General features: G+C 70.0%; 24 protein-coding genes and 1 pseudogene. 13 read left to right on the plus strand and 12 right to left on the minus strand.

Annotated features, from left to right (window positions below):
- The first annotated feature begins 111 nt into the window (after positions 1 to 111).
- Positions 112 to 1,542, plus strand: coding sequence for a pentapeptide repeat-containing protein (locus ACYVLQ_RS26665; protein ID WP_460700266.1), 1,431 nt, complete (start codon positions 112 to 114; stop codon positions 1,540 to 1,542).
- Positions 1,543 to 1,637: 95 nt separating this feature from the next.
- On the opposite strand, the gene ACYVLQ_RS26670 is transcribed toward ACYVLQ_RS26665, so the two are convergent.
- The 3 genes from ACYVLQ_RS26670 to ACYVLQ_RS26680 form a co-directional block, all read right to left on the minus strand.
- Entirely contained in the window at positions 1,638 to 2,708 is a 1,071-nt protein-coding gene (locus ACYVLQ_RS26670) for a PQQ-dependent sugar dehydrogenase (protein ID WP_460700354.1), read from the minus strand.
- 151 nt (positions 2,709 to 2,859) lie between these two features.
- A complete protein-coding gene (locus tag ACYVLQ_RS26675) occupies positions 2,860 to 3,594 on the minus strand; it encodes an ATP-binding cassette domain-containing protein (protein ID WP_460700267.1) in 735 nt (244 codons plus the stop codon).
- Between the two features lie 3 nt (positions 3,595 to 3,597).
- Positions 3,598 to 4,206, minus strand: a complete 609-nt coding sequence (locus ACYVLQ_RS26680) for a TetR/AcrR family transcriptional regulator (protein WP_460700268.1) — start codon at positions 4,204 to 4,206, stop codon at positions 3,598 to 3,600.
- A gap of 125 nt (positions 4,207 to 4,331) precedes the next feature.
- Between ACYVLQ_RS26680 and ACYVLQ_RS26685 the strand changes: the two genes are divergently transcribed.
- The gene (locus ACYVLQ_RS26685; RefSeq protein WP_460700269.1) at positions 4,332 to 5,174 is read left to right on the plus strand and encodes an alpha/beta fold hydrolase; all 843 of its coding nucleotides are present in this window, start codon (positions 4,332 to 4,334) and stop codon (positions 5,172 to 5,174) included.
- Between the two features lie 167 nt (positions 5,175 to 5,341).
- Here ACYVLQ_RS26685 and ACYVLQ_RS26690 read toward each other — a convergent pair.
- Positions 5,342 to 5,839, minus strand: a pseudogene (locus ACYVLQ_RS26690) (class I SAM-dependent methyltransferase).
- A 123-nt stretch (positions 5,840 to 5,962) separates the two neighbouring features.
- On the opposite strand from ACYVLQ_RS26690, the gene ACYVLQ_RS26695 reads away from it, so the two are divergent.
- The gene (locus ACYVLQ_RS26695) at positions 5,963 to 7,078 is read left to right on the plus strand and encodes an alcohol dehydrogenase catalytic domain-containing protein (protein WP_460700270.1); all 1,116 of its coding nucleotides are present in this window, start codon (positions 5,963 to 5,965) and stop codon (positions 7,076 to 7,078) included.
- 212 nt (positions 7,079 to 7,290) lie between these two features.
- Here ACYVLQ_RS26695 and ACYVLQ_RS26700 read toward each other — a convergent pair whose 3' ends face one another.
- The gene (locus tag ACYVLQ_RS26700) at positions 7,291 to 8,142 is read right to left on the minus strand and encodes an alpha/beta fold hydrolase (RefSeq protein ID WP_460700271.1); all 852 of its coding nucleotides are present in this window, start codon (positions 8,140 to 8,142) and stop codon (positions 7,291 to 7,293) included.
- Positions 8,143 to 8,307: 165 nt separating this feature from the next.
- On the opposite strand from ACYVLQ_RS26700, the gene dapB reads away from it, so the two are divergent.
- The 3 genes from dapB (at position 8,308) to ACYVLQ_RS26715 (ending at position 11,234) form a co-directional block, all read left to right on the plus strand.
- Entirely contained in the window at positions 8,308 to 9,063 is a 756-nt protein-coding gene (dapB, locus tag ACYVLQ_RS26705; protein WP_460700272.1) for a 4-hydroxy-tetrahydrodipicolinate reductase, read from the plus strand.
- 142 nt (positions 9,064 to 9,205) lie between these two features.
- Entirely contained in the window at positions 9,206 to 9,697 is a 492-nt protein-coding gene (locus tag ACYVLQ_RS26710) for a hypothetical protein (RefSeq protein ID WP_460700273.1), read from the plus strand.
- 166 nt (positions 9,698 to 9,863) lie between these two features.
- The gene (locus ACYVLQ_RS26715; RefSeq protein WP_460700274.1) at positions 9,864 to 11,234 is read left to right on the plus strand and encodes a TIGR01777 family oxidoreductase; all 1,371 of its coding nucleotides are present in this window, start codon (positions 9,864 to 9,866) and stop codon (positions 11,232 to 11,234) included.
- A gap of 108 nt (positions 11,235 to 11,342) precedes the next feature.
- Here ACYVLQ_RS26715 and puuE read toward each other — a convergent pair whose 3' ends face one another.
- The 6 genes from puuE to ACYVLQ_RS26745 form a co-directional block, all read right to left on the minus strand.
- On the minus strand, positions 11,343 to 12,266 hold the full coding sequence (gene puuE / locus ACYVLQ_RS26720) for an allantoinase PuuE (RefSeq protein WP_460700275.1): 924 nt from the start codon (positions 12,264 to 12,266) through the stop codon (positions 11,343 to 11,345).
- Between the two features lie 2 nt (positions 12,267 to 12,268).
- Positions 12,269 to 13,342, minus strand: coding sequence for an allantoicase (gene alc / locus ACYVLQ_RS26725; RefSeq protein ID WP_460700276.1), 1,074 nt, complete (start codon positions 13,340 to 13,342; stop codon positions 12,269 to 12,271).
- Positions 13,339 to 14,553 carry a DUF6986 family protein gene (locus ACYVLQ_RS26730; protein ID WP_460700277.1) on the minus strand — a complete coding sequence of 405 codons (1,215 nt, stop codon included), beginning with the start codon at positions 14,551 to 14,553 and terminating at the stop codon, positions 13,339 to 13,341. Before ACYVLQ_RS26730 ends, alc begins: the two co-directional genes overlap by 4 nt.
- Positions 14,554 to 14,605: 52 nt before the next feature.
- Entirely contained in the window at positions 14,606 to 15,346 is a 741-nt protein-coding gene (locus ACYVLQ_RS26735) for an aspartate/glutamate racemase family protein (protein WP_460700278.1), read from the minus strand.
- A 5-nt stretch (positions 15,347 to 15,351) separates the two neighbouring features.
- On the minus strand, positions 15,352 to 16,878 hold the full coding sequence (locus ACYVLQ_RS26740) for an NCS1 family nucleobase:cation symporter-1 (protein ID WP_460700279.1): 1,527 nt from the start codon (positions 16,876 to 16,878) through the stop codon (positions 15,352 to 15,354).
- A gap of 91 nt (positions 16,879 to 16,969) precedes the next feature.
- Positions 16,970 to 17,704 carry a GntR family transcriptional regulator gene (locus ACYVLQ_RS26745; RefSeq protein ID WP_460700280.1) on the minus strand — a complete coding sequence of 245 codons (735 nt, stop codon included), beginning with the start codon at positions 17,702 to 17,704 and terminating at the stop codon, positions 16,970 to 16,972.
- 139 nt (positions 17,705 to 17,843) lie between these two features.
- Between ACYVLQ_RS26745 and ACYVLQ_RS26750 the strand changes: the two genes are divergently transcribed.
- From ACYVLQ_RS26750 to ACYVLQ_RS26770, 5 genes are all read left to right on the plus strand, one after another.
- A complete protein-coding gene (locus ACYVLQ_RS26750; RefSeq protein ID WP_460700281.1) occupies positions 17,844 to 18,347 on the plus strand; it encodes a hypothetical protein in 504 nt (167 codons plus the stop codon).
- Between the two features lie 60 nt (positions 18,348 to 18,407).
- Positions 18,408 to 18,860 carry a flavodoxin family protein gene (locus ACYVLQ_RS26755; protein ID WP_460700282.1) on the plus strand — a complete coding sequence of 151 codons (453 nt, stop codon included), beginning with the start codon at positions 18,408 to 18,410 and terminating at the stop codon, positions 18,858 to 18,860.
- 147 nt (positions 18,861 to 19,007) lie between these two features.
- Positions 19,008 to 19,703 carry a response regulator transcription factor gene (locus tag ACYVLQ_RS26760; RefSeq protein ID WP_460700283.1) on the plus strand — a complete coding sequence of 232 codons (696 nt, stop codon included), beginning with the start codon at positions 19,008 to 19,010 and terminating at the stop codon, positions 19,701 to 19,703.
- A gap of 80 nt (positions 19,704 to 19,783) precedes the next feature.
- Complete coding sequence (locus tag ACYVLQ_RS26765) at positions 19,784 to 20,980, plus strand: sensor histidine kinase (protein ID WP_460700284.1); 1,197 nt, start codon at positions 19,784 to 19,786, stop codon at positions 20,978 to 20,980.
- Positions 20,967 to 22,010, plus strand: coding sequence for a hypothetical protein (locus ACYVLQ_RS26770; protein ID WP_460700285.1), 1,044 nt, complete (start codon positions 20,967 to 20,969; stop codon positions 22,008 to 22,010). The genes ACYVLQ_RS26765 and ACYVLQ_RS26770 overlap by 14 nt, the downstream gene beginning before the upstream one ends.
- A gap of 2 nt (positions 22,011 to 22,012) precedes the next feature.
- On the opposite strand, the gene ACYVLQ_RS26775 is transcribed toward ACYVLQ_RS26770, so the two are convergent.
- Positions 22,013 to 22,459 carry a hypothetical protein gene (locus tag ACYVLQ_RS26775; protein WP_460700286.1) on the minus strand — a complete coding sequence of 149 codons (447 nt, stop codon included), beginning with the start codon at positions 22,457 to 22,459 and terminating at the stop codon, positions 22,013 to 22,015.
- A gap of 171 nt (positions 22,460 to 22,630) precedes the next feature.
- Between ACYVLQ_RS26775 and dapA the strand changes: the two genes are divergently transcribed.
- Both dapA and ACYVLQ_RS26785 read left to right on the plus strand, forming a co-directional pair.
- On the plus strand, positions 22,631 to 23,539 hold the full coding sequence (gene dapA / locus ACYVLQ_RS26780; protein WP_460700287.1) for a 4-hydroxy-tetrahydrodipicolinate synthase: 909 nt from the start codon (positions 22,631 to 22,633) through the stop codon (positions 23,537 to 23,539).
- Positions 23,536 to 25,716 (plus strand): ribonuclease J, encoded by a 2,181-nt coding sequence (locus tag ACYVLQ_RS26785; RefSeq protein ID WP_460700288.1) that lies wholly within the window; start codon positions 23,536 to 23,538, stop codon positions 25,714 to 25,716. The genes dapA and ACYVLQ_RS26785 overlap by 4 nt, the downstream gene beginning before the upstream one ends.
- Positions 25,717 to 25,728: the final 12 nt, after the last annotated feature.

Below are 25,728 nucleotides of genomic sequence, written 5' to 3' on the forward strand. Positions count from 1 at the left end.
GCCCAGGTGGGGTAAGGGGAATCGCCGCCCGCCCTGCGATGGGTGGCGATTTGCCGCTACCATGCGGCTATGTGGCGGCGGGGGCGTTTCGGTCGGCGACTGAACCAGCGGATGAGGCGATCGGCGCTGCTGCTGTCGGTGGTGACGGCAGTGGTGGGCGGTCTGCTGATCGCCGGGTTCGCCTGGTGGGCATTGTGGTTGCTGCTCGGGGCGAAGTCCGAGACACCGAATCAGGTGGACCTGACCAAGATCGCGCTCTCGGTGACGGCGGGGATCGGCGGCGCGGTGGCACTCGTCGTCGCATACCGCCGCCAGCGCGACAACGAGCGTGGCCGGTTCGCCGAGCTGTTCGGGGCGGCGGCGAAACAACTCGGCGATCCGGACGTGGCGGTGCGGATCGCCGGGGTATACGCGATGGCCGGTGTCGCAGACGAATTCAGCGCGCGGGGGCGACGCCAGCAGTGCATCGATGTGCTGTGCGGATATCTGCGGTTGCCCTACGATCCGGACGACGGCGGGAATCATCTGGTGTCTCGTAAGGAGACCAGAAACGGGAACCCCGTCACCGAATCGGAGCACCCGCTCCCGAGTACCGACCAGGTCGAGCACGTCTACCAGATCCGGCAGAACGACAGCGAGGTGCGCCGCACGATTGTCGCGGTGATCGTGTCGCATCTGCGGCAGTCGGCCGAAATATCGTGGTCCACCTACAATTTCAACTTCGACGACGCGGTGCTGGAGGATGTCGACTTCCGGTACGCGGTTTTCGCGGGGGCGCACACCCATTTCCGCGGGGCGGTGTTCACCGGGACCAGGACCGCGAACTTCGAGCAGGTCGAATTCCTGGGCAAACACGTCACCTTCCACGCCGCGACCTTCGCCGACGCGGCGCTGTTCCGGGGCGCCAAGTTCACCGGGACCGGCGCGGAGGATGCGAATCTCGGCCGGGCCGGAACGAGCTTCGCGAACGTGAGCTTCGGCGGCCGGGTGTCCTTCGAGGGCGCCGAATTCGGCGGTCCCCGTCTCCGATTCGACGGCGCGAGCTTCTCCGGCGACCACACCACCTTCGCCGATGCCCGTTTCCGCGCCGCGACGACGACCTTCGACGGCGCCACCTTCGAGGGCGCTCGGGCACGGCTCGACGGCGCCGAGTTCGATTGTGCCCGTGTCTCGTTCGCCGGAACCCGCTTCTACGGCGCGCGCGCCAGCTTCGACGGCGCCCGGTTGGGCGCTCGTGCCCGCTGGCGTCGGGCCGGCACCGAGGTCGTCGATTTCTCCGGCGCCGAGTACCACGGCGCCGTCTCCTTCGCCGACGCCCGGTTCGACGGCGGCCGGAGCGATTTCTCCGGCGGCGACTTCTTCGGCGAGATCTCCTTCCGCCGCACGAAGTTCGCCGCGCAGGAGACCCGGTTCGATCGGCCCAAGGCCTGGGTCGGCGTCGGCGTCGACTGGGACGACAATCCGCTGCAGCGCCCGCCCCGGGTGACTCCGCTGGCCTGGCCCCCGGCCCCGGCGGAACTGCCGCCCGTCCGGGCGGACTGAACCATTCCTCAGCTTCCTTCGGTTTCACGCGGCAACTACCCCGCTACGATCGCCGGTGCTGCTCGACTGGTCGGTCGGGTTGCACCAGAGGCGAGTCACCTCGCGGGGAACCGCAGGACGCGGTCGTCGCCGTCGCGAGTGTCGCCGCGGCCGTCGGTGTTGGAGGTGGTGAGCCAGAGGGAACCGTCGGGGGCGACCTCGACGGTGCGGAGGCGGCCGTAGCCTCGAAGTTCCGCCCGGGGCTCGCTGAACCTGCCGTCCCGCAGCGGCACCGCCCAGAGTCGTTCGCCTCGTAATGCCGCGGCGTACAACGTATTCGCGGTGATGGCGATGCCGGAGGGGGAGGACTCCCGGGTGGTCCAGGTGACGAGCGGGTTGGTGAAGCGGCCGCCCTGGGTGTCGCCGGTGCCCTCGACCTCCGGCCACCCGTAGTTGCGGCCCGGTTCGATGAGATTGATCTCGTCGAAGTCGTTCTGACCGAACTCGGCGGCGTAGAGGCGGCCCGCCGGATCCCACGCCAGCCCCTGGACATTGCGATGGCCGAGGCTGTAGACGGGTGAACCGGGGAACGGATTGCCCGGCGCGGGAAGGCCGTCCGGTGTCAAGCGCAGGATCTTGCCGTTGGGGTTCGCGGGATCCTGGGACCGATCCTCTCGCCCGGCGTCACCGGTCCCGGCATACAGCATGCCGTCCGGCCCGAAGGCGATCCGGCCGCCATTGTGGTTCCCGGACTTGGCGATTCCGCCGAAGATCACCTCCGGCTGACCGTCGAGGCGGAACCGCACGAGCCGATTGTCGTTCGCGGCGGTGAAATACGCATAGACATAACGGCTTTCGGCGTAGTCGGGGGCGACCGCCAACCCCAGCAGCCCACCCTCGCTGCGCGCCACCACATCCGGGACCTGGTACACCTGCCGCGGCGCCGACCCGGGCGAAACCCGCAGGATCGCACCGGAATCGCGCTCGGCAACGAGCGCCGCCCCATCCGGAAGAAACGCCAATCCCCAGGGCACCCGGATCCCGCGCGCGATCTCCGCGCCCGCGGTCAGATCCGGAATCCCGGACGGACTACTGGTCCGAGTGGTGGAGACCACGGTCGAATCGGGCCCCTGCTGCGCCGTACCGCCGCACGCCGCGAGAGCGGCCGACAGGACCGCGGCGATCATGATCCGGGCGGCGCGGGCACCGCGGACGGGCCCAGGCCGTCCGACCATGGCATCCGGCGTCCTGACATGTGTCATACCCAATCGTCACCATCCTGCTCGCCGACCATATGCGGCCCGAACTGAGTCCCTCGCTGAGCGTCCGAGAATTCTCTCAGAAAGGCGAGGTGAGCAGCGCTCGAACGTACGGGTCGGTCGACCGGGCGAGCTGCGCGATCGAGCCCGCCGCGCGGACCCGACCCTCGTGCACGATCACCATACGGTCGGCGAAACCACCGGTGGTCAGCATCCGCACCTCGTTACAGACGACGAGTACCGCCGCCCCGGAGTCGGCATAGGCGCGCAACGACTTCCACACGGCGTACGCCGTTCCCGCGTCGAGGGAATTGGTGGGACCGTCCGCGATCAGGATGGGTGGCGCCGGTAGCAGTGCCGCCGCCAACGCCGCGCGTTGGATCTGGCCCGCGGAGTTCTGGCCCGGAAGCAGGTCCGCGGCATCGGCCGGGTAATAGACTGCGGCGCACGCCCGCTCGACACTCCACGCCCGGTGTCGCAGTGCCAGCGTTTGCAGCTGCGCACCCACCGTCGTGTCGGGCGCGAAGGCCGTCATACCGTCCTGCGGCACATAGCCGACGATGCCGCCTCGCAGAGTCGGCCACTGCCGGTCGCGGACGACCTCGTCCTCGATCAGGACGTCGCCCCGAGTCCTCGCCGTGGCGGGCAAGGTTCCCGTGAGAGCCGAGGCGATCATCGTCTTTCCCGCGCCCGGCGCGCCGAGCAGTGCTGTGATCTGCCTGGGGCACACGACGAGATCCACCGCGTCGAGCACCGTTTCGCTCCATCGCCCCGTGTCGATATGAACGGTGAGAGAACGCAATTCGGCCGTCATCGGTCAGCTCTGGTCCGCGGGCTGGGATCGGGCCGCGGTTTCCAGGGCGGAGTCGAGCAGGATTCGGGCCGCGGCGCGGGCCTGCCGGGCGGGCTCCGGGGCGCCGTCGATCGCGGCGGTGGTCTGGGCGCCCTCGGCGAGCAGTGCGATCTGGGGCGCCACCTCCGGCGGTGCGCCGATCTCGGCCACGAGTCGCGCGACGTACTCGCCGAACGCCCGCTTGTGCGCCCGCACCGCGTCTTTCACCGTCGGTGAGCCCGAACTCAGCTCGCCATAGGCGTTGATGAACGCGCACCCCCGGAAGTCGGGTGAGCGGAACCATTCGTCGAGGAAGTCGAAGATCGCCAGCAACCGCTCCCGGGCGGTCATCGTCGGCCGTACGGCCGAGGCCAGACCGTCGTCCCACATGGCGGACCGGTGCCGCAGCACCGCGACGATCAGGTCGTCCTTCGAACCGAACAGCGCGTAGATGCGTTTGAGCGAGACACCGGCCGCGGCCCGCACCGCGTCCATGCCCACCGCCTGAATCCCCCGCTCGTAGAACAGGGCGTCGGCGGCGGCGACGACCTGTTCACGCACATCCGCGGCAGGCCGCCGCACCTGGTGATCCACCTCACGCCTCCGGAGTACTTGCGCTGAGAACGAGCGTTCTCTACGGTAGCAGATATCGCGGAGAACGATCGTTCTCCGCGAGGTGGATCGAGTGTTCACGCCATCCGAATCGCGAGGAGTCAGTCATGGGTTTCATCACCGTCGGCGCCGAGAACAGCACCGACATCGAGCTGTACTACGAGGATCACGGCACCGGTCAGCCGGTCGTGCTGATCCATGGCTACCCGCTGAGCGGCGACAGTTGGGAGTTGCAGGCGCGCGAACTGCTGGACGCCGGATATCGGGTCATCACCTACGACCGCCGCGGGTTCGGGCAGTCGTCGAAGGTCGGCGTGGGTTACGACTACGACACCTTCGCCGCCGACCTGAACGCGGTGCTGACGGCGCTGGACCTGCGCGAGGTCATTCTGGTCGGCTTCTCGATGGGCACGGGCGAACTGGCCCGCTACATCGCCGAGTACGGGCCGGGGCGAGTCGCCAGGCTGGCGTTCCTCGCGTCGCTGGAACCGTTCCTGGTGCGGCGCGACGACAACCCCGAGGGCGTGCCGCAGGAGGTGTTCGACGGCATCGCCGCCGCGGCACGGGCCGATCGCTATGCCTGGTACACCCAGTTCTACAAGGACTTCTACAACCTCGAGGAGAACCTCGGCACGCGCATCAGCGAGGAGGTCGTCCGGGCGAACTGGAACACCGCTACCGCCAGTGCGCCGGTCGCCGCCTACGCCGTCGTCCCGGCGTGGCTCGAGGACTTCCGCGCGGATGTCGACGCGGTGCGCGCCGCGGGGCTGCCGACCCTGATCCTGCACGGGACGAAGGACAACATCCTGCCGATCGATGCCACGGGCCGCCGGTTCGCGGCGCTGGTCCCGGACGCGGAGTACGTCGAAATCGACGGTGCGCCCCACGGCCTGCTGTGGACGCACGCCGACCAGGTCAACACGGCACTGCTGCGCTTCGTAAGGGGCTGACTCATGAGCGAACGGCCGGATGGCTCACCGCCTCCGGCCTTTCGTGCGGTCGGAGACTGTGCGCAGGCCCACCATCGCCCGCCGTGGTCGACTGGGCGCATGACGTCGATCGAACGGGCCAGCTCAGGCGCTTCGAGCTCCCGCAGGTCCAGGAAGCGGAGGGCAGCCTAGAGCTTGCGGCCCACGGTGATTACGTCGGGGATCAGCCAGCGCGGTAAGGGACGGTGGATGCGACGTTGGTTTACGACCTCGAATCCGGCCTCGCGCAGCATCTTTCGTACCTCCGACGCGACCGGTGGGAGTCACTGTAGACACCGCGACGAGACCGCCGGTTGTGAGCACGCGGGCGAATTCGGCGAGCGCGGACAGCCACGTCACCCGGGCCGAGCGCGGCCGGGCCTGGGCGAGCATTCCGGGGAGGCGTCGACCCCGAACACCTGCTCCGGCCGCAGTTCGCGCTCGATGCGGGTGGTGAGAATGCCGGTGCCGCAGCCGATATCGGGGATGCGACGGGATCCCGCGGCGCGCAGTTCGCCGATCACCTGATCCTGGGGCGGGCGGTACACGATGTGCTGCAGCAGCGGGCTGTCGTAGGTGCGGGCGATCCGGCCGAAGGAGCCGGTGATCAGATCGTTGAATCCGCGCGTGGGGGAGGGTGTCTTCATGGGCTCGCCTCATCGATCGGTCTCGGCGTCTGCCGCTATCATGTGTCGGTCGACGCCGATCCGCGACGGTCTCGCGATAGCCGTCCGAGACACTTGCGACCCGCACGCGGTAGCGTCTGATGAATGAGGATTCGCGGTGCTGTGCTGGAACGAATCGGCGAAGCGACGCCGTACGCCGAATCGAAACCGCTCGTCGTCGACGAGTTGGACCTCGGCGATCCCGGTGCGGGCGAACTGCTGGTCCGCATCGAGGCGGCCGGGCTGTGCCATTCGGACCTCTCGGTCGTGGACGGAAACCGGGTGCGTCCGGTGCCGATGCTACTCGGTCACGAGGCGGCCGGGCGGGTGGAGCAGGTTGGCCCCGGCGGAGGCGATATCGAGGTCGGGCAACGGGTGGTGATGACCTTCCTGCCGCGCTGTGGGGACTGCGCGGGCTGCGCCACCAACGGCCGCACTCCCTGCGTTACCGGCAGCATGTCCAACAACACCGGCGAACTGCTCGGCGGCGGGCGGCGATTGCTGCGCCGCGGCGAGCCGGTGCACCACCATCTCGGCGTCTCCGGGTTCGCTACCCACGCCGTGGTGGACCGCCGCTCGGTGGTGCCGGTCGACGACGACGTGCCCCCGGACGTGGCGGCGGTGCTCGGCTGCGCGGTGCTGACCGGCGGTGGGGCACTGCTGAATTCGGCCCGGCCCGGCCCGGGCGACCGCATCATGGTGGTGGGTCTGGGTGGGGTCGGGATGGCCGCGGTGCTGGTGGCGGCGTCGCTGCGCGAGGACCTCGGCAGCGAGGTGATCGCCGTGGACACTCTGCCCGAGAAGCTGTCGCTGGCAACCGAACTCGGCGCCACCCAGGTCTACACCCCCGCGCAACTGGCCGAGCAGGGCATGACGGCGGACGTCGTGGTGGAGGCCGCGGGCAATGTGCGGGCGTTCGAGACGGCCGTGGCCGCCACCGCGCCCGGCGGTACCACCGTCACCGTCGGACTGCCCAATCCCGAAGCGCGAGCGAGCGTTTCGCCGCTCGGGCTGGTGGCGCAGGGTCGGTCGATCGTCGGCAGCTATCTCGGTTCCGCGGTGCCCGCCCGCGATATCCCCGAATACGTGCGAATGTGGCGCGAGGGCAGGCTACCGGTGGAGCGGCTGGTGTCGTCGCGCATCCGGCTCGAGGACATCAACCACGCCATGGACGAACTAGCCGCCGGACACGGTCTGCGTCAGGTCATCGTCTTCGACTGAGCGCGCCATACCCGTCATTCTGGCGCTGCCCCCCGTCTTTCGGTGCACGTTGGCGCTGCCCTCCCGCCATTCCGGCACGCCGGTGTTTGCCCCTGTCTTTCCGGCACGCCGGTGTTGCCCCTGTCTTTCCGGCACGTCGGTGTTGCCCTCCTGTCATTCCGGTACGTCTGTGTTGCCTCCCGTCTTTCCGGCACGTCGGCGCTGCCTTCCCGTCATTCCGGCGCGCTTTTCGCCGGAGAAATGCTGTGCCGCAGCAGGAATTCCGTCACCGTGGCGGCATAGTCGGCCGGGCGGCTCAGCAGCAGCGAATGGCCGCCGTCGGCGAAGGTGCGGACCTCGCATCCCGGATGCAGATCGATGAGGCGCTGGGTCTGCACCGGGGTGATCAGCGCGTCGTCGTCGGCGCGCACGATCAAGGTCGGGCCCTGCCAGGACGGCTGCCGCAGCAGCTCCTCGGCGTTCTCGGCCAGTTCCAGCAGTCGCTGGTAGGAGTTGACCGTGCCCTCGCTGCCCGCGAGATCGGTGGCCGCCTCCACCTGTCCGATCCAGAACTCGGCCTCGTCCGCATCCTCCCAGGTGGTGCGCAGGGCGGCTCGGATGGAGGCGCGGGTCTGCTCCCACGGTGTGGATCGGGTGGTGACGATCCGCCCGCGCAGCCGCTCGACATCCTCCGGGCCGTAGAGGCCGGTCGAGGTGAGTGTCAGCGAGCGGATGCGGTCGGGCGCCCGCTGCGCCAGCAACTCGGCGAACATCCCTCCGGCGGACTGGCCGATCACATGCGCCCGGTCGATGCCCTCGGCATCGAGGACGGCGAGCAGGCCGTCGGTGAGGTCCGTGCCGCGCGAGATCGTCACCGGGTAGTCGACGGCCACGCTGCGGAAGTGCGGGAACAGCGCGGGTGTCAGGTCCAGCCACGCGATCGCGATCCCGGCGCCGCCCGTGAGCAACAGCACCGGATCGCCGTCGCCGCCGCTACGATAGTTCCAAACATGCTGCCCGGCAACGAGTTCGCGGCGGACGTGGTCGCGTTCGAAGGCGGCGGCGCGTTCGTGGATCGAAGTCACGGGGAGACGGTAACCGCAACCGTCCCATACGCGCAATCATGCGCATGTGGTGATAAGTTGCGAGGGTGGTGTGACATGCGCCGTCGAGCCGATGGGGTGCTCCGCGCCGATCCGGGGAACAGTAGGCTCGGCGAAGACTGTCGACGGGTATGTGAGGAGTTCAGGGTGACCACGAACCGGATCCGCGTGGGTGTGCTCGGCGCGCACGGCAAGGTCGGCCAGGCGATCTGCGCGGCGGCCGAGGCGGCCGACGATCTGGAGCTGGTCGCCCGCGTGGACAAGGACGACGCGCTGGACGCGTTCACCGACGCGGGCGCCGAGGTGGTCGTCGACTTCACCCATCCCGGCGTGGTGATGCCGAATCTGCGGTGGCTGGTGGAGCACGGAATGCACGCGGTGGTCGGCACCACGGGATTCGACGAGGCCCGGTTGGAGCAGGTGCGCGGCTGGCTGGCGGGCAAACCGGAGGTCGGCGTGCTCATCGCGCCCAACTTCGCGATCGGCGCGGTGCTGTCGATGCGGTTCGCCGAGCAGGCCGCCCGCTGGTTCGACTCGGTCGAGGTGATCGAACTGCATCACCCGAACAAGGCCGACGCGCCGTCCGGCACCGCCTATCGCACGGCGGGCATCATCGCCGAAGCGCGCAAGAACGCCGGTGTGGGTCCGAGCCCCGACGCCACCACCACCGAACTCGACGGCGCCCGCGGCGCGAGCGTCGACGGCGTGCGGGTGCATTCGGTGCGCCTGGCCGGACTCGTCGCGCACCAGGAGGTGCTGTTCGGCACCCAGGGCGAGACGCTCACCATCCGCCACGACTCGCTGGACCGCACGTCCTTCGCGCCGGGTGTGCTGCTGGGTGTGCGGCAGATCGGCGCCCGCCCGGGGCTGACCGTCGGCCTCGACCCGCTGCTGGACCTGTGATCGGGCAAGTGATCGAACCGCATGGCCGGGTATGCGGTGGGGCCGACCGCCGTTCGCGCCCTCTCATCGGAGGCCTCGCGCGCGAGCCGAGGACGGAGCGCGCACTGCGCACGGCAGAACCGAGGGCCTGTGGGGTGACGCCGTGAGTTCCTCCGGCGGGCGGGGTTCGACTCAGGCGTTGCGCACCGTGGGGTTCATCGGCTTCCTGGTGCTGGCGCTGGCGTTCTATTTTCTGCTGCTGGGCCGAATCGCGGTGGGCCTCATCGGTTCAGGTAATGGCGCGGCGATAGCCATGGGTATAGGTGTGCTGATCCTGCCGATCCTCGGCATCTGGATCGTGGCTACCAGTCTTCGTGCCGCATTGGCCCACCAGCGGCTGGCCCGCCGCATGCACGAGGAGGGCGGCGAGTTGGACGTCTCCAACCTGCCTCGTCGGCCGTCCGGCCGCATCGAAAAGGCCGCCGCCGAAGCGCTTTTCGAGCAGGTCCGCACGGAATGGGAGGCGGACCCGGAGAACTGGCGCACCAACTACCGCGCCGCCCGCGCCTACGACTACGCGGGCGACCGCACCCGAGCACGCGAAACCATGCGCCGCGCAGTGGAATTGGAGCGCCGGGAGCGCGAGGGACGGTAGCCCCGCGTTACCGTCGGAGCGGGACCTGGCGCCTTGCCTATCCCCGAGCGGCGCCGGTGATCAGGGCAGTTCTCCCGGAAGCCTGTTCCGGGTCATTCAGGCGCCGTCAAGGCGTCAATAGATGCCTCGACGTTTCATCCGATCGTATCGGGGTTACCGTCGTACCGTGAGCATCGAGTGTTCGAGCGTGGTCGCGGCATCTCGACAAGAGGTGTTCGCGTGGTTCCAGCGGCCCGGCGCGCTGCGTCGGCTGGCGCCGCCCTGGCAACCGGTGGACGTCGCTGCCGAGGCCGCGTCCCTGGCCGACGGCCGCGCCGTGCTGCGGCTGCCCGGTGGCCTGCGGTGGGTGGCGGAGCATCAGCCCGGCGACTACGACCCACCGCGGCGGTTCGCGGACCGGACCGGTTCGGCCGGAGTCGCGTCGCTGCCGGTCGGAAAACTGTTGCCCTGGAGGCATGTCCACGATTTCGAGGAGGTCGGCGACGATCGCACCCGGGTGGTGGACCGAGTCGACACTCCCGTTCCGGCCGCGATCCTGCGCCCGCTGTTCGACTACCGCTACCGGCAGCTCGCCGGGGATCTGGCCGCGCACCGGGCGGCAGCGGACGCCGGTCTGCGGCCGTCGACGATCGCTGTCACGGGGGCGTCGGGCCTGGTCGGTTCGGCCCTGACCGCATTCCTCAGCACCGGCGGGCATACCGTGATCCGGCTGGTCCGCCGTCCTCCGGGAGGGCCCGGTGAGCGGCAGTGGGATCCGGACGCGCCCGCGGCGGATCTGCTCGACGGAGTGGACGCTGTCGTGCATCTGGCCGGAGCGTCGATCGCGGGCCGGTTCACCGCCGCGCACAAACGGTCCATCGCCGCGAGCCGGATCGGCCCGACCCGGCGGCTGGCCGAACTCGCTGCCAGGGTGGGCCTGCCGACATTCGTCTGTGCCTCGGCCATCGGCGGCTATGGCGCCGATCGCGGCGACGAGCTGCTGGATGAATCCAGCTCTCGCGGAAGCGGATTCCTGGCCGACGTGGTGTCGGAATGGGAGGCCGCCACCGGTCCGGCCGCCGCTGCCGGCACCCGGGTGGTGACCGTGCGGACGGGCATCGTGCAGTCGCCGCGGGGCGGCACCCTGCGGTTGCTGCGACCGTTGTTCGCCGCTGGGCTCGGCGGCAGGCTCGGTGATGGTCGACAGTGGCAGTCATGGATCGGAATCGATGATCTGGTCGACATCTATCATCGGGCACTGTGGGATACCACACTGTCCGGCGCCGTCAACGGCGTTGCGCCGCAACCGGTCCGCAATCGTGACTACACCACGATTCTCGCCCGCGTGTTGCATCGCCCGGCCCTGCTGCCGATTCCCGGGTTCGGCCCCGCATTGCTGCTGGGGGCCGAGGGGGCGAGCGAACTGGCGGCCGCCAGCCAGCGCGTGAGCCCGGCTCGGCTGGCCGCCGCCGGTCACCGTTTCCGGAACCCGGATCTCGAGTCGGCGCTGCGTCATCTGTTCGGACATGCCGGGCCGGGGGCCACGACCGGCGGGTGAGCAGCAGTTGCCCACGTCGAGGTAGCCGCTGCGGAATCCGGCCACGGTGCTCCTCTCCGACGGTGCGTACATGCGCCGTCGGCTACCGGAACTGGCCGACCCCGGACCTCAGCTCGGCGGGTGCACCTTCGCCCAGTGGTCGGCGATATCGATGCGCCGGGCCAGCCAGACCTTCTCGTGCGATTGCACGTAGTCGAGGAAGCGGCCCAGTGCCGCGGCCCGCGCGGGGCGGCCGATCAGGCGGCAGTGCAGACCCACCGACAGCATCTTCGGGGACCCGGCGGCGCCCTCGGCGTAGAGCACGTCGAAGGCGTCCTTCAGGTAGGCGAAGAACTCCTCCCCGTTGGCGAAGCCCGCGGGGGAGGAGAACCGCATGTCGTTGGCCTCCAGCGTGTACGGCACCACGAGGTGGTCGATGCCGCTCACCTCGACCCAATACGGCAGGTCGTCGGCGTAGGAGTCCGAGTCGTAGGTGAAGCCGCCGTGCTCGACCACCAACTCGCGGGTCTGCGGCGAGTCGCGCCCGGTGTACCAGCCGCGCGGCGGTTCGCCGAACAGTTCGGTGATGATCCGCACCGCCTCGGCCATGTGCTTGCGCTCCGTCTCCGGATCCACCAGTTGATAGGAGATCCAGCGCAGCCCGTGACAGGCGATCTCGTAGCCGAGCCGCCGGAACGCCGCCACCGCTTCGGGATTGCGTTCCAGCGCCCGCGCCACGGCGAAGACGGTCAGCGGGATGTCGCGGCTCTCGAACGCCCGCAGCACCCGCCACAGCCCGGCCCGGGAACCGTATTCGTAGAGCGTCTCCATGCTCAGGTGCCGGTTCGGAAACGCCTGGGCCGGAACGATATCGGAAAGGAAGGTCTCCGAGCCCTCGTCCCCGTCGAGGACGTTGTTCTCGCCGCCCTCCTCGTAGTTGAGCACGAACTGCACGGCGACGTTCGCGTCCCCCGGCCAGTGCGGATGCGGGGGATTGGGCCCGTAGCCGACCATGTCGCGCGGGTAGAGGCCGGCCATGTGGTCCTCGGACATGATCACTCCAGTTCGTCGCGCAGGCGATCGACGGCATCGTCGGCGAGCGCGCCGAACAGCGGTTCGGCCAGCAGCCGATCCCGCGCGGACTCGGTGAGCGTGCCGAAGACCCGCAGCCGGGCGAAGCCGCCGTCCGGGAAGACGTCCAGCCGCACCTCGGTGACCGGCTCGGCCGCCTCGATCGGGAACCGGTGCCGGGTGTCGGGCTGTAGATCGGTGCGCGCCAGCAGTTCCACCTCGGTGCCGTCGGCGCGGATGCCGGTCAGGGTCGCCGCGCCCGGGCTGTTGAACAGGAAGTACGAGGTGTCGACCTCGACCATGGCCGGGACGCCCTCGCCGGTCAGCCGCACCCGCACCCAGTCGTTGCCGCCGTCGCGCCGTCGCGCGGTCTCCCAGCCCTCGCCCATGATGCGAGCGCGGTCGGGCAGCAGCAGGTTCTGCGGCGAGGAGTAGAAGCGGTTGGAGCAGTCGACGACACGGCCGCCGTTCTCCAGCGCGGCCAGATCGAACGGGCCCGAACCCAGCAGGCGCAGATCGGGTTTCGCCTCGCCGTGCACGCGCAGCCGGGCCACGCCACCGTCGGGGAACATCCGCAGCCGGACGTGCGTGAAGCGCCGCTCCGACTCGACGGTGAAGGCGTTGGCGGTATCGCCGTCGACCTTGGCGCGAGCGACGATCGTGGTCCACCCGGGCCGGGCCGCGATCTGCTCGGCGGGCGGGTAACCCTCGATCGCGATCGCCTCCACCGCGACCTCCGGCGGGTAGTTGCCCTTGAACCAGGCGGTATCGACGATCACGCCGCGAATCACGCCGGGCACGCCGAGCCGCACGATGGCCTCGTCGCAGTCGTCGGTGGTCGGCGCGCCGCCGCCGGACCGCCGACGGCGCCGGGTCTCCCAGCCGTCGTAGACCTTGCCCTTGTGCCCGAAGGTCTCGGTGGAGAAGCTCGACGCTTCGGGGCGGATCAGGTTCTCCTTCTCCGCGAAGGACTCGTCGTTGGCCCAGATGACGGCGCCGCCGAGCGAACGCACGGCGAGATCGGGCAGCAGGGTGAAATCGTGTGGCACGGTGGTCATCGAGTGGGGAGTTTCCTTTCTCGCAAACTGTTCAGCACGTCGACGGTGGCGGCCGGGGCCAGCGCCGTGACGTCCTCGGGTCCGAAGGCGCCGCAGTCCAGCCCGCGCAGCACGACCGTGGCGAGTGCCTGCGCGGTCGCCGGTTCGTCGACGACGGCGCCGCCTTGGCGCCGCAGGTAGCGGTCGATGCGCGGCGCCGCGGACCGCAGGGCGTCCCGGAAGAAGGTGAAGGTCGCCAGCCAGCGGGTGACCAGATGGCCGGGATGCATATCCCAGCCCTGGTAGTAGCCGCGCTCCAGCGACCGGGTGACCAGCCGGAAGTGCCGCGAGACGGCCGCGGCCACCTCGTCGTCGGCGCCGACCGGGGCCACCTGGGTGGAGCCGTCGCACACCCATACGCCGGTCTGCGCGGCGGCGGCCTGCATGACCGCCTTGGCATGGTCGGCAACCGGGTGTTCCAGCGACTGGAACCGCGACGAGATCCCGCAGGCGGCACTGTAATCGTAGGTGCCGTAATGCAATCCGCTGCAACGACCGGCGCTGCGGTGGATGGCCTGCGCGACGGTGGCGGTGCCGTCGGCGGCGATCACCGCCTGCGGGCTCTCGATCTGCAGCTCGAAACGCAAGGCGCCGGAGGGCAATCCGTGCGTCGACTCCAGCGCCTCGCACACCCGCACCGCGAGATCGGCCTGCTCGGCGGCGCGAATCTTCGGCACGGTGAAGACGAATCCCTCCGGCACGCCCCCCGCGCCTTCCAGCACCAGATCGAGCGTCCGCAGCGCGCGCTCGTGTTCGGCAGTGGTCAGGCCCTTGATCCGGATGCCGCGGGAGGACACCGTCGCGGGCAGCGCGGCCAGCACCTGCCCGGCATGCAGCGCATCCCGGTCTTCCACCTCGTCGCCGCGGGTGCCGTACCCGTCCTCGAAGTCCAGCCGCAGATCCTGAATCGGCCGCTGCGCCAAGGTTTTCCGCACTCGGGCCAGCATGTCCGACCCGGCCAGCTCGGTCAGCAACCGCTCCTGACGGTCGGCCAGTTCGATTGCGGCCGTACCCCATTCGTGCGGCAGCTCCTTGGCGGCATCGGCCCCGGACACGTAGACGGTATGCACGGGCTGCCCGGGCCGATCGCCGGGATAGTGGCGCGCGAGGTCGGCATCCACCTCCCGCAAGCGGGCCGCGACGGTGTGCAGGAAATCCGGCGGCAGGGTCACGATTGCACCTCCTCGGTATTCGACTCCATTGTGAACATGACGATGGACAGGTTCACGTGCCCGCCGCGTCGGTGCCGAACTCCGCCAGCAAACCGGTGTAGTGCTTGGGCAGCGGGGCCGCGAACTCACCCCGCCCGGATTTGCGCAGACCGAGGGTGACCAGGGACTGCACCGACAGGGTGGCCGCGGCGACGCCGTCGATGACCGGTACCCCGGCCTCGGCGGTCAGGTACTCGCACAGATCCGCCATGCCCGCGCAGCCGAGCACGATCGCGTCGGAGCCGTCGGCGGCGACCGCGGCGCGGCAGGCGTCGGCGATCACGCCGTACACCTTCGGATCCTCGAGCTCGAGCACCGGAATATCGGTGGCGTGGATGCCCAGGCAGAACCGTTGCATCCCATAGCGTTCCGCCAGATCCTCGGCCTGCCCGACCGTGCGCGCCAAGGTGGTGACCACGCTGAAGCCGCGGCCGAGGTGGCTCGCGGTATGCATGGCCGCCTCGGCGATCCCGATCACCGGCCCGCGCGCCAGCTCCCGCGCGGCGTACAGGCCCGGATCACCGAAGCACGCGATGACGTAGCCGTCCGCGCCCTCGGCCTCGCCGCGCGCGATCTCGGCGAGCAGCCCGGGCACGGCGAGCGCCTCGTCGTAATGGCTCTCGATGGAGGCGGGCCCCATGCTCGAGGTGACCGACTCCACCACCGTGCCCGGGGCGGCGACGCCCCGGGCGCACTGGTCGATCACCGTCGTCATGGCGGCCGTGGTGTTCGGGTTGATTACACGAATTCTCATGATCCTCAACGGGTTTCGAAGTGGACAGCGGGTAGCCGGTAGCGGCCGCGGGTGGCCAGCACCGGATAGAGCAGCAGGCCCAGCGCACAGCCGATGAACCAGGAGTACTGGGCGGCGGTGTGCATGCCGGTGAGTGTCCCCGCGGTGAGCACCGGGAACATCGCGACGGCGGCGCCGATCACGGTCACGACGATCGCGGCGGGGTTGTATCCCTTGCGGTACCAGTAGGTCCCGCGCTCGGACATCGTGAACAGGTCGTCGACCACCACGCGCTGCCTGCGCACCAGGTAGTAGTCGGCGATCAGGACGCCGAACAGCGGGCCGATGCACGCGCCCAGCGTCTCCAGCGTGTAGTGGATGACCTCCGGATTGTTGTAGAGGTTCCACGGGGTGATGACCAGCGAACCGACGGCGGCGATCATGCCGCCGGCGCGCCAGGTGATCTTCTGCGGATTGACATTGGAGAAGTCGAAGGCCGGGGAGACGAAGTTCGCGACGATATTGATGCCGATCGTGGCGATGGTGAATGTCAAGGCGCCCAAGACGATCGCGAACGTACTGTCGATACGGGCCACCGTCGCGACCGGATCGGTGATCAGTTCGCCGTATACCGGCACCGTCAGCGATGCCGTGACCACCACCAGCAGCGAGAACACCAGGAAGTTCACCGGCAGGCCGAGCAGATTGGCGCGCTTGACCGCGGTGTAGGAGCGGCTGTACCGGGAGAAGTCGCCGAAGTTCAGCATCGGGCCGGAGAAGTAGGACACCACCAGCGCGATCGCGCCCAGCATCACCGGCACCGACGCCCAGCCGGTTTTCGTGACCCCGCCCAGATTCAGGTCGATCGCACCCCACCCGGCCTTGGCGATCAGGTACCCGCACAGGGCGAACATCACGACATACACCGCGGGACCGCAGAAGTCGATGAACTTGCGGATGGATTCCATGCCGCGCCAGAACACACAGGCCTGCAGCACCCACAGCAACAGGTAGCTGCCCCAGCCCAGTGCCGACAGGCCGAGGAAGCCGTAATCCGCCACGACCGCGTACGGGGCCAGGCCCGGGAATAGCTTGATCAACACGACATCGAGCGCGGCCGAGGCCAGGAAGGTCTGAATCCCGTACCAGGCCACGGCGATCAGGCCGCGGATGATGGCGGGCACATTGGCCCCCAGCACACCGAACGCGGCGCGGGAGATCACCGGGTACGGCACGCCGGTGCGCTGGCTCGGCTTGGCCACCAGATTGCAGAAGAAGTAGACGATGCCGATGCCCACCACCAGCGCGACCAGCACCTGCCAGCTGGCCAGGCCGAGGGCGAACAGGCTGCCCGCGGTGACGTAGCCGCCGACGCTGTGCACGTCAGACATCCAGAACGCGAAAATGTTGTAGACGCCCCAGGTCTGTTTCCGCAGCGGCGCCAGGTCCTCGTTGGTCAGGCGCGGGTCGTAGTCGGGATGGGAGGCGTACAGGCTCGCGGGAGCCGCGGTCTCGCGGCCGATGGCGAGTGCCGGTGCGTCGGTCTCGGTCATGTCGCACATCCGATCGATCTGTCCCGCGGCGGCGGGTGGAGCGTGATTCGGACGACCGTAGCGAGCCGGTATTGCCTGTTTGTTGCGAGAACTATATATCTTCCGGGGTGGTGGGCTCGGCGAAAAGCCCGATATCGGTCGGCAACCCGGAGACCACGTGGTTGAGCCGGGAATGGTGTTGCTCGGTCGCCGCCAGCAGCGCCTCGGCATCCCCGGCCAGGAACGCGGCGAGCTGGCGGCTGTGGTCGGCGTGCAGCACGGCGCGCTCGGCGGCGCTCACATGGACCATCGGCTGCACCGGTTCGGTGATGTTCCACGCGAACTCGAGCATGTGCACCAGCCGCGGCATGCCGGACGGCCGGGTGAGAGCGAGATGGAAGGTGCGGGTCTCGCGGTGGTAGGCCGCCGGGTCCTCCTCGAGCACGGCCTGTTCCAGCCGGGCGTGCGCCTCGGCGGCGAGGCGGTGGTCCTCGGCGCCCGCGCGCCGCACCGCGGCCGCCAGCGCCGCCGACTCCAATTGCTCGCGCACCACATACAGCTCGCGCAGCTCCGCCGCGGTCAGTCGGGTCACCGTGTAGCCGAAATTCGGGCGGTGCTCGACCAGGCCCTCACCGATCAGCGTCTGCAGCGACTCCCGCACGGGGATGGCGCTGACGTCGAAGCGCTGGGCGAACTCGCGCAGCGGCAGCCCCGTGCCCGGCGGCAGGCTGCCCTGCAGGATCAGCCGCCGCAGTTCGGCCAGGATCTCCTGCTGGGAGTACCCGCGCCGGGCGTCGGCGGGCGGCGTCAGCTCGGGCAGCCGGGGGAGTCGAGATCGCGAGGCCATCCCGGTACGGTAGCCGCCCGCGTGCCGACCGCGGCCGGCACGAGCGGCGCGAGGTTTCGAAAGGATCACGATCCATTCAATTCGTCGTCGACGCGTGTCGTTTGCCGCCGGATTGCCCTGGCTCGCTAGCATTCCCGTCATGAAAAGGTGGGGTCCATTGGAAAGTAAGCGAATTGTTCGTGTTATTTCTCCACTGCTGGCTGCGGGCGGAGTGACCTTCGGTCTATCCCTGGCCTTCCTCAACGGCCCGGCCGCCGTAGGCCACGATGCCGAACCCAAATCTCCGGACAGTCAGGCCGTGCAGGGAGAGCTGCGGCTGGCGAGCGGATCCGAGGGTGCGGCGTCGCAGTCGGTCCCGTCGGGCCGCGCGGCCGCGCCTCCTCCGGCCTACGCTCCGGCGCCACCGGCGGCGAACGCGCCCGCGCCGGTCCCTGGCGCCGCGCCCGCTCCCGCCCCGGTCGCACCGCCGCCGCCCGCGGTCGGCTCCGGCATGGGCCCCGGCGGCCTGTATCCGGGCGTGACGACCCCGGCTCCCGTCCCACTCCCGCCCGCCGCCACACCGGGCGCCCCCGGCGTGGCTCCCGCACCTTCCATGAACGGCAAGGGCGACGGCCCCGACACCGGCCACATCGGCAGCAATTAGCGCGACCGCGCGAGTGTCACACCCGGCCCGCTGTCGCGCGGCCGGGTTACCCTCGGCAACGTGGCCCGACTACTGATCGTGCATCACACGCCGTCTCCGCATATGCAGGACATATTCGAGGCGGTGGTGTCCGGGGCGACCGATCCGGAGATCGAGGGCGTCGAGGTGGTGCGCCGGGCAGCGCTGACCCTGTCTCCGGTCGACGTGTTGGAGGCGGACGGTTACCTGCTCGGCACTCCGGCGAATCTGGGGTACATGAGCGGGGCGCTCAAGCACGCGTTCGATGTCGTCTACTACCCGTGCCTGGACTCGACCGGCGGGCGGCCGTACGGGCTGTTCATCCATGGCAATCAGGGGACCGAAGGTGCGGAGAAGAGCGTCGACACCGTCACCACCGGCCTCGGCTGGGTGAAGGCCGCGGAACCGGTGATCGTCATGGGCCCGCCGACCAAGGAGGACCGTGAGCGCTGCTGGGAGCTGGGCGCCACCCTCGCCGCGCAGCTGATGTCCTGATATTTCGGTCCCCCGATTTCTGGTGGCTGACTCGAACAGCCCCGCCCCGGCATACTCGACACGAAGTACGTTCCGGTGCCTGTTCGATTGCGCGCGGGTCGATCACCGGGCGAGGTGTTCGGGATTCTGGGAAGAGGTGAGAGGGCCGTGGAAGCGACACCACAGGGGACACCCGATCAGCCGGGGGCATCGCAACCGCGCCGCATAGGTCTCGTCGAGGATCACGAGTCCGTGGCGCTCGGCCTGGCCTCCATGCTGGCCCCCGAACCCGACCTCGAGCTCGTGCTGACGGCCGGTACCGTGGCCGAACTGCTGTCCGCGGGACCGCGATTGGACCTGGTGGTGCTGGATCTGCGGCTGGCCGACGGCTCCACCCCGCAGGACAATGTGCGGGCGCTGCGCGGGCGCGGGCTGGAGGTGCTGGTGTTCACCGGCGCCGATAATCCGTTCCTGGTGCGCTCAGCGGCGCGGGCCGGGGTGCTGGGCGTGCTGCGCAAGTCCGAGGACGTGCAGACCGTGGTCGCGGCGGTGCGCGCGGCGGCCTCCGGCGAGCAGGTCGTGACGACCGACTGGGCCGCGGCCATCGACGGCGACCCGCAGCTGCCGGACGTCGGGCTGAGCCCGCGCCAGCAGGAGGTGCTCACGCTCTACGCCTCGGGCGAGAAGGCGTCGCGGGTGGCGCGCATGACCGGGCTCTCCGAACAGACCGTCAACGACTACCTGGGCCGCATCCGCCAGAAGTACGCCGACGCCGGGCGGCCCGCGCCGACCAAGACCGACCTGTACAAGCGCGCGGTCGAGGACGGCTGGCTGCCCGTGCCCGAACGCCACCCCCGGGCATGATTGCTGCGAACACAGTAAGCGCGCCGATCGTCCGGACGGGACCGCTGGTGCGGACGGAAACGTGGTGGCGCGGACATTCGGTGAGCGAAGAAACGGGCGCGGTGGCGTTCGATCGGATCATTCGGCGGCTCGGCCTGTCCATGGGGGTCGGCGGGATGATCATGGGCCTGGTCGATCTTCCCGAGATCGTCACCCAGAGCCGGGTCGCGCCGGCGTGGTGGGCGCCGGTGGCAGCGCTGCTGGTCTTCGCCGGATTTCCGGTGCTGGCCGCGGTGTCGATCCGCTGGGAGCCCCGGACGATTCGCGCGGTGGCCGGAGCGACCGCGGTCGGCTATCTGACGGCGCTCGCCACGCTGCCGTTCGCCCTGGACACCCACAGCGTGGACGCGACCTCGGTGTGGCTGTATCGGATGCTGCCGCTGGGCATGCTGACCGCGGCGCTGGCATGGCCGCTGCTGGCTGCGGCCGGATATCTGCTGCTGGGCTCGGCGGCGGTGGCGCTGACCGATATCTATCTCGTCGAGGATTTCACGGCGATGTCGGCGCTGAGCGCGTTCGCGCGGGCCTTCGGGCTGTCGACGCTGCTGCTGTGGTGCGTGGTCAGCGCCCTCGGAGCCGCCGCCCGGGTGGACCGGGAGTCGGCGCGGGCCAGCCGGGCGGCGGCCTCGTCGGCCGCGGCGTCCGCGCGCGACCACGAGCGCTCGCGGTTCGCGGCGCTCATCCACGACGCCGTGCTGTCCACCCTGCTCGACGCCTCGCGCGGCAACGAGCGCTCGGCGGTGCTGCACCGGCAGGCCGAGCACACCCTGGAACAGCTCGACGAGATCCGGGTCGCCGCGCGCGAGCCCGACGTGCTCGACGCGCGCGCGGCGGTGATCTTCCTCCGCTCGGCGGTGCACGAGATCAATCCCGCCATCCGCTTCGCCACCCGGACCTGGCCCGGCTTCGACGATCTGCGCATGCCCGTGCACGCCGCCACCACCGTGGCCTCGGCGCTGGGGGAGGCGGTCCGCAACAGCCTGCGCCACGCCTCGGTGGCCGGACAGCCGGTGCACCGGGCCGTCACCTGCACCATCAGCGCGGGCAGCATCCGGCTGGTGTTCACCGACGACGGCGCGGGATTCGACGTGCGGCGGGTGTCCGCCGATCGGCTGGGCATCTCGGTGAGCATTCTCGGGCGGATGCGGCAGCTGTCCGGCGGCGCCGGATTCGTGGAGTCACAACCGGGGGAGGGAACGACCGTGACGCTCGTGTGGGGCGGCGATGGTTCGAATTGACCTGCGGGACAACGATATCGACGCGGGCTTCGGATTGCGTGAGCTGCTCGGCCTGCGCGGCGGCACGGCCTGGTTGTTCCTGCTGATCCTGGAACTGACCATCGTGCTGTACATGCTGCGCAACCTGTCCGCGTCGCCGCCGTGGGCGGCGCTGGCCGCGCTCGTGATGCAGGTGGTCGCCGGTGCGCTGGCGCTAGTGGTGGCCACCGATCCGCTGCCGTGGCCGGTGACCGGATTCATCGTGGCCGCGGGGCCGGTGGCCACCGCGCTCACGGTGTCGCACTTGGATTCCGAGCACGCGGGCCACATGGTGTGGACGACCTTCGTCACGTCCTACGTGATGGCGGTGCTGGTGTTGCGCGGCCGGATGGGGGCGGCCTGGCTGGGGGTGGTCGGGGTGGTGGCCGTCGACGCGATAGCCGCGCTGCGGATCGGCACCGCGGACGGTGCGATCTCCGCCGCCCTCGTCCCGGTCGGCACGGTCACCGCGATCTCGGTATTCGCGGTGATCATCCGCCCGACCCAGCGTTCGCTGCGAATCCTGCGGGAGGAGGCCACGATTCGCGCCGCCGCGGAGGCGACGATGGCCGCGGCCGACGGCGAGCGGATCCGGCAGTTGGCGCGGCTGGACCGGGTGGCGCGCCCGATCCTGGAGCGCATCGCCGACGGCGCCGAACTCACGGTGGCCGAACGCGAGGAATGCCGTCTGCTGGAGGCCGAACTGCGCGACGGCCTGCGCGCGCCGCAACTGGTGAGCGAGGAGCTGAGCTGCGCCGCCCGCGGCGCCCGCGCGCGGGGCGTCGAGGTGGTGCTGCTCGACGACGGCGGCTTCGCCGGCGCGCCGCAGTGGGTGCGCCAGCGCGTGACCGACGCGGCGACAAGGGAATTGGACGCCGCCAACGCGGGCTCGGTGACCGTGCGGGTGCTGCCCCTGGGCCGCCGGGTGCTGGCCACGGTGCTGGCGAACGCACCGGACCACGACCGCCGCACGGAGATCGACACCGACGGGAACGTCTCGGTCTCGACCTGACCTCAGTCGTCGCAGCGGCCCGGGCCGCCCTTGCGCATCTGGTCGCGCAGCGCGTCCTGGACCGTGCTGGACAGCCAGGAGTTCAACGACATCCCGCTCTGCGCGGCGGCCTGCTCGGCACGCGATTTGATCTGGTCCACCATGCGCAGGGTGACGCGGCTGATATCGCCGGTCAGGTCCTCGAAGCTCGGCTGCTCGCCGCGCCGTTCGGCGGGCCGGACGTCGACGTGGGCGTCCGTGCCGTCCACCGAGACGTGCACGGTGCGGTCGCCCAGCGCCTCGCTGATCTCGGCGGCCAGGTCGGACAGCGCCGCCAGCAGCGCCAGCCGCGCGGAGTTCTCGGTGGCCGCGGCCAGGGCCGCGGCGGTGGCCTGGACCCTCTCGTCGCCGAGCGCGGCGGCCGCGACCAGGTCCTCACGCAACTGCGCGGTGTACTTGTTCAAATCCATGACACCAGCATGACACCACCGATGATGTCACGCCACCGCCAATTTGACGTCACAGCTGCAGTCGCGGTGCTGGCGGGTTGCTCCCGCGCGCGCCCGCACCCGGGCACAACGGCGACGGCGGCAGCGGAGGCGGCGCAAACATGCGGAGCCGACCGGGTAGCCTTGCTGACCATGACGAACGGTGAACCGACGCGAAGCGAGCTGCGCGCGTCCGGCACGGTCGGTGTCGCGATGGTGACCCCCTTTACCGCCGAGGGCAAGCTCGATGTCGACGCCGGTGTAGCCCTGGCCAACCGCCTGGTCGAGCGCGGTGTCGACCTGCTCGCGATCTCCGGGACCACCGGCGAGTCGCCGACCACCACCGAGTCGGAGAAGTTCGACCTGCTGCATGCCGTCGTCGATACCGTCGGCGACCGCGCGACGGTGATAGCCGGGGCGGGCACCTATGACACCGCGCACAGCATCGAGCTGGCGCGCAACGCGCAACGCGCCGGCGCGCACGGCCTGCTGCTGGTCACCCCGTACTACTCGCGTCCGGCACAGGAGGGGCTGCTGGCTCACTTCATCGCGGTCGCCGACGCCACCGACCTGCCGGTGACCCTCTATGACATCCCGCCGCGCTCGGTCGTGCCGATTCTGCCCGAGACCATTCGCCGCCTCGCCGAACATCCGCGCATCGTCGCGGTCAAGGACGCCAAGGGCGACCTGGGCGTCGGCGCGGAACTGATCGCCGAGACCGGTCTGGAGTGGTACTCCGGCGACGATGTGCTGAACCTGCCGTGGCTGTCGGTCGGCGCGGCCGGATTCATCAGCGTCATCGGGCATCTCGTGCCGGAACGGCTGGTGGCACTGCGCGAGGCCTACCTCGCGGGCGATGTCGCGGGCGCCCGCGAGATCCACGTGAGCATGCTGCCGCTGATGCGGGCGATGGCCCGGGTGGGCGGCGTGGCCATGACCAAGGCCGGGTTGCGCCTGATGGGGATAGACGTGGGTGAGCCGCGGTTGCCGCAACTGATGCCCGACGGGGAGTTGCTGCTCGCGATCGCGGCGGATTTGGAGGCGGCGGGGGTGTACGCATGAGTGATTCGCAGGAGCGCCGTCCGCGCCGCAGAGCCGCCGCCCGTCCTGCCGGAGCACCGGCACCCGCGCCGGAACCGCAGCAGCGTCCCGAACCGCCCGCGCAGTCGGCGCAGCACGAACGCCCCACGCAGCAGGAGCAGTCCGAACGGCCCGCGCAGCAGGCGCAGGGCGGACCGTCCGTGCAGCAGGCGCAGGGCGGACGGTCCGTGCAGCAGGCGCAGGGCGGACAGTCCGTACAACAACCGCCGCCCGATGCGGTCGCGCAGGAGGCCAAGGCCGCCGCTCGGGAGGAGCGGCAGTTGGCCAAGGCGGCCGAGCAGGATCTGCGGGAGGCCGAAAAGTCTGCGCCGCAGGGTGGTTCGGGCGGACCCGGCCGGTCCGAGCGGCCGGATCGCCAGCGCCGCGGCCGGGGTCGCCAAGGTGGTCGCGGCGCCCGCGCCGAGCAGGCGCGCGGCCGGTCCGAACAGAACGCCCCGGCCGAGCCGCCGCAGCCCGCGGGGTCGCATCCGCTGGGCCTGCCCGCCGCGCTGCCGCGCCAGGGCCTGCGGGTCTTCGCGTTGGGCGGCATCGGCGAAATCGGCCGCAACATGACCGTTTTCGAGTTCGGCGGCAAGCTGCTGATCGTCGACTGCGGCGTGCTGTTCCCCGAGGATCAGCAGCCCGGCGTCGACCTGATCCTGCCTGACTTCCGCCCCATCGAGGACCGGATGGACGACGTGGCGGCGGTGGTGCTCACCCACGGTCACGAGGATCACATCGGTGCGGTGCCGTTCCTGCTGCGCCAGCGGCCCGACATTCCGGTCGTCGGGTCGAAGTTCACCCTGGCGCTGGTCGCCGCCAAGTGCCGCGAACACCGGCTGCAGCCGAAGCTGATCGAGGTCAGCGAGGGCGAGAAGACCACGCACGGCCCGTTCGAGTGCGAGTATTTCGCCGTCAACCACTCGATACCCGACGCCATCGCGGTGGCCGTGCGTACCCCGGCCGGGCTGATCCTGCACACCGGCGATATCAAGCTGGATCAGCTGCCGCTCGACGGCCGCCTCACCGACCTGGCCGGATTCTCCCGGCTCGGCGACGAGGGCGTCGACCTGTTCCTGGTCGACTCCACCAATGCCGAGGTGCCCGGCTTCGTCACGCCCGAGCGCGAGATCGGCCCCGTGCTCGACAACGTCATCGGCAAGGCCAAGGGCCGGGTGATCGTCGCCTCGTTCGCCAGCCACGTGCATCGCATCCAGCAGGTGGTGGACGTCGCGCAGCGCTACGACCGGCGGGTGTGCTTCGTCGGCCGGTCGATGGTGCGCAATATGCAGATCGCGCAGGATCTCGGCTACCTCGAGCTGCCCGACGGGCTGGTCGTGGACCTGGACCAAGCGGCCAACCTGCCAGTGCACAAGCTGGTGCTGATCTCGACCGGATCGCAGGGTGAGCCGCTGTCGGCGCTGTCGCGCATGGCGCGCGGCGACCATCGCCAGATCAACATCCGCGCCGACGATCTCGTGGTGCTGGCCTCCTCGCTCATCCCGGGTAACGAGAACGCCGTGTTCACGGTGGTCAACGGGCTGGCTCGGCTGGGCGCGACCGTGGTGACCCAGCAGAACGCCAAGGTGCACGTCTCCGGGCACGCCTCGGCCGGTGAACTGCTGTACCTGTACAACGCGGTGCGCCCGACCAATGCGATGCCCGTGCACGGCGAATGGCGGCATCTGCGCGCCAACGCCGCGCTCGCCGTCGCCACCGGCGTTCCCGAGGATCGGGTGATGCTGGCCGAGAACGGCGTCGTGGTGGATCTGGTGGACGGCATCGCCTCGATCGTGGGTCGCGTGCCGGTGGGTCAGGTGTACGTCGACGGGCTGTCGGTCGGTGACGTGGGCGAATCCACGCTGTCCGACCGCTTGGTGCTGGGCGAGGGCGGTTTCATCGCGATCACCGTCGCCGTCGACGAGACCACCGGCAAGGCCGTCAGCGCGCCGGAGGTGAGCGGGCGCGGCTTCTCCGACGATCCGGGCGCGCTCGTCGAGGCCCAGAAGCTGGTCGAGGCCGAACTGCAGCGGCTGGCCGGGGAGGGCGTCACCGACACCCACCGCATCGCGCAGAGTGTGCGGCGCGTGGTCGGCCGCTGGGTCGCCGATGTCTACCGCCGCCGCCCGATGATCGTGCCGACTGTCCTGGGTGTCTGATTTCGTTCCGAC

The organism is Nocardia thraciensis, from assembly GCF_054782435.1.

What these genes read in the sequence shown, in the direction of transcription:
- ACYVLQ_RS26665 (WP_460700266.1), top strand. Translation starts at nt 112, where the DNA reads ATGAGGCGATCGGCGCTGCTGCTGTCGGTGGTGACGGCAGTGGTGGGC.
- ACYVLQ_RS26670 (WP_460700354.1), bottom strand. Translation starts at nt 2,708, where the DNA reads ATGATCGCCGCGGTCCTGTCGGCCGCTCTCGCGGCGTGCGGCGGTACG.
- ACYVLQ_RS26675 (WP_460700267.1), bottom strand. Translation starts at nt 3,594, where the DNA reads ATGACGGCCGAATTGCGTTCTCTCACCGTTCATATCGACACGGGGCGA.
- ACYVLQ_RS26685 (WP_460700269.1), top strand. Translation starts at nt 4,332, where the DNA reads ATGGGTTTCATCACCGTCGGCGCCGAGAACAGCACCGACATCGAGCTG.
- ACYVLQ_RS26695 (WP_460700270.1), top strand. Translation starts at nt 5,963, where the DNA reads ATGAGGATTCGCGGTGCTGTGCTGGAACGAATCGGCGAAGCGACGCCG.
- puuE (WP_460700275.1), bottom strand. Translation starts at nt 12,266, where the DNA reads ATGTCCGAGGACCACATGGCCGGCCTCTACCCGCGCGACATGGTCGGC.
- alc (WP_460700276.1), bottom strand. Translation starts at nt 13,342, where the DNA reads ATGACCACCGTGCCACACGATTTCACCCTGCTGCCCGATCTCGCCGTG.
- ACYVLQ_RS26735 (WP_460700278.1), bottom strand. Translation starts at nt 15,346, where the DNA reads ATGAGAATTCGTGTAATCAACCCGAACACCACGGCCGCCATGACGACG.
- ACYVLQ_RS26740 (WP_460700279.1), bottom strand. Translation starts at nt 16,878, where the DNA reads ATGACCGAGACCGACGCACCGGCACTCGCCATCGGCCGCGAGACCGCG.
- ACYVLQ_RS26745 (WP_460700280.1), bottom strand. Translation starts at nt 17,704, where the DNA reads ATGGCCTCGCGATCTCGACTCCCCCGGCTGCCCGAGCTGACGCCGCCC.
- ACYVLQ_RS26750 (WP_460700281.1), top strand. Translation starts at nt 17,844, where the DNA reads ATGAAAAGGTGGGGTCCATTGGAAAGTAAGCGAATTGTTCGTGTTATT.
- ACYVLQ_RS26770 (WP_460700285.1), top strand. Translation starts at nt 20,967, where the DNA reads ATGGTTCGAATTGACCTGCGGGACAACGATATCGACGCGGGCTTCGGA.
- ACYVLQ_RS26775 (WP_460700286.1), bottom strand. Translation starts at nt 22,459, where the DNA reads ATGGATTTGAACAAGTACACCGCGCAGTTGCGTGAGGACCTGGTCGCG.
- dapA (WP_460700287.1), top strand. Translation starts at nt 22,631, where the DNA reads ATGACGAACGGTGAACCGACGCGAAGCGAGCTGCGCGCGTCCGGCACG.
- ACYVLQ_RS26785 (WP_460700288.1), top strand. Translation starts at nt 23,536, where the DNA reads ATGAGTGATTCGCAGGAGCGCCGTCCGCGCCGCAGAGCCGCCGCCCGT.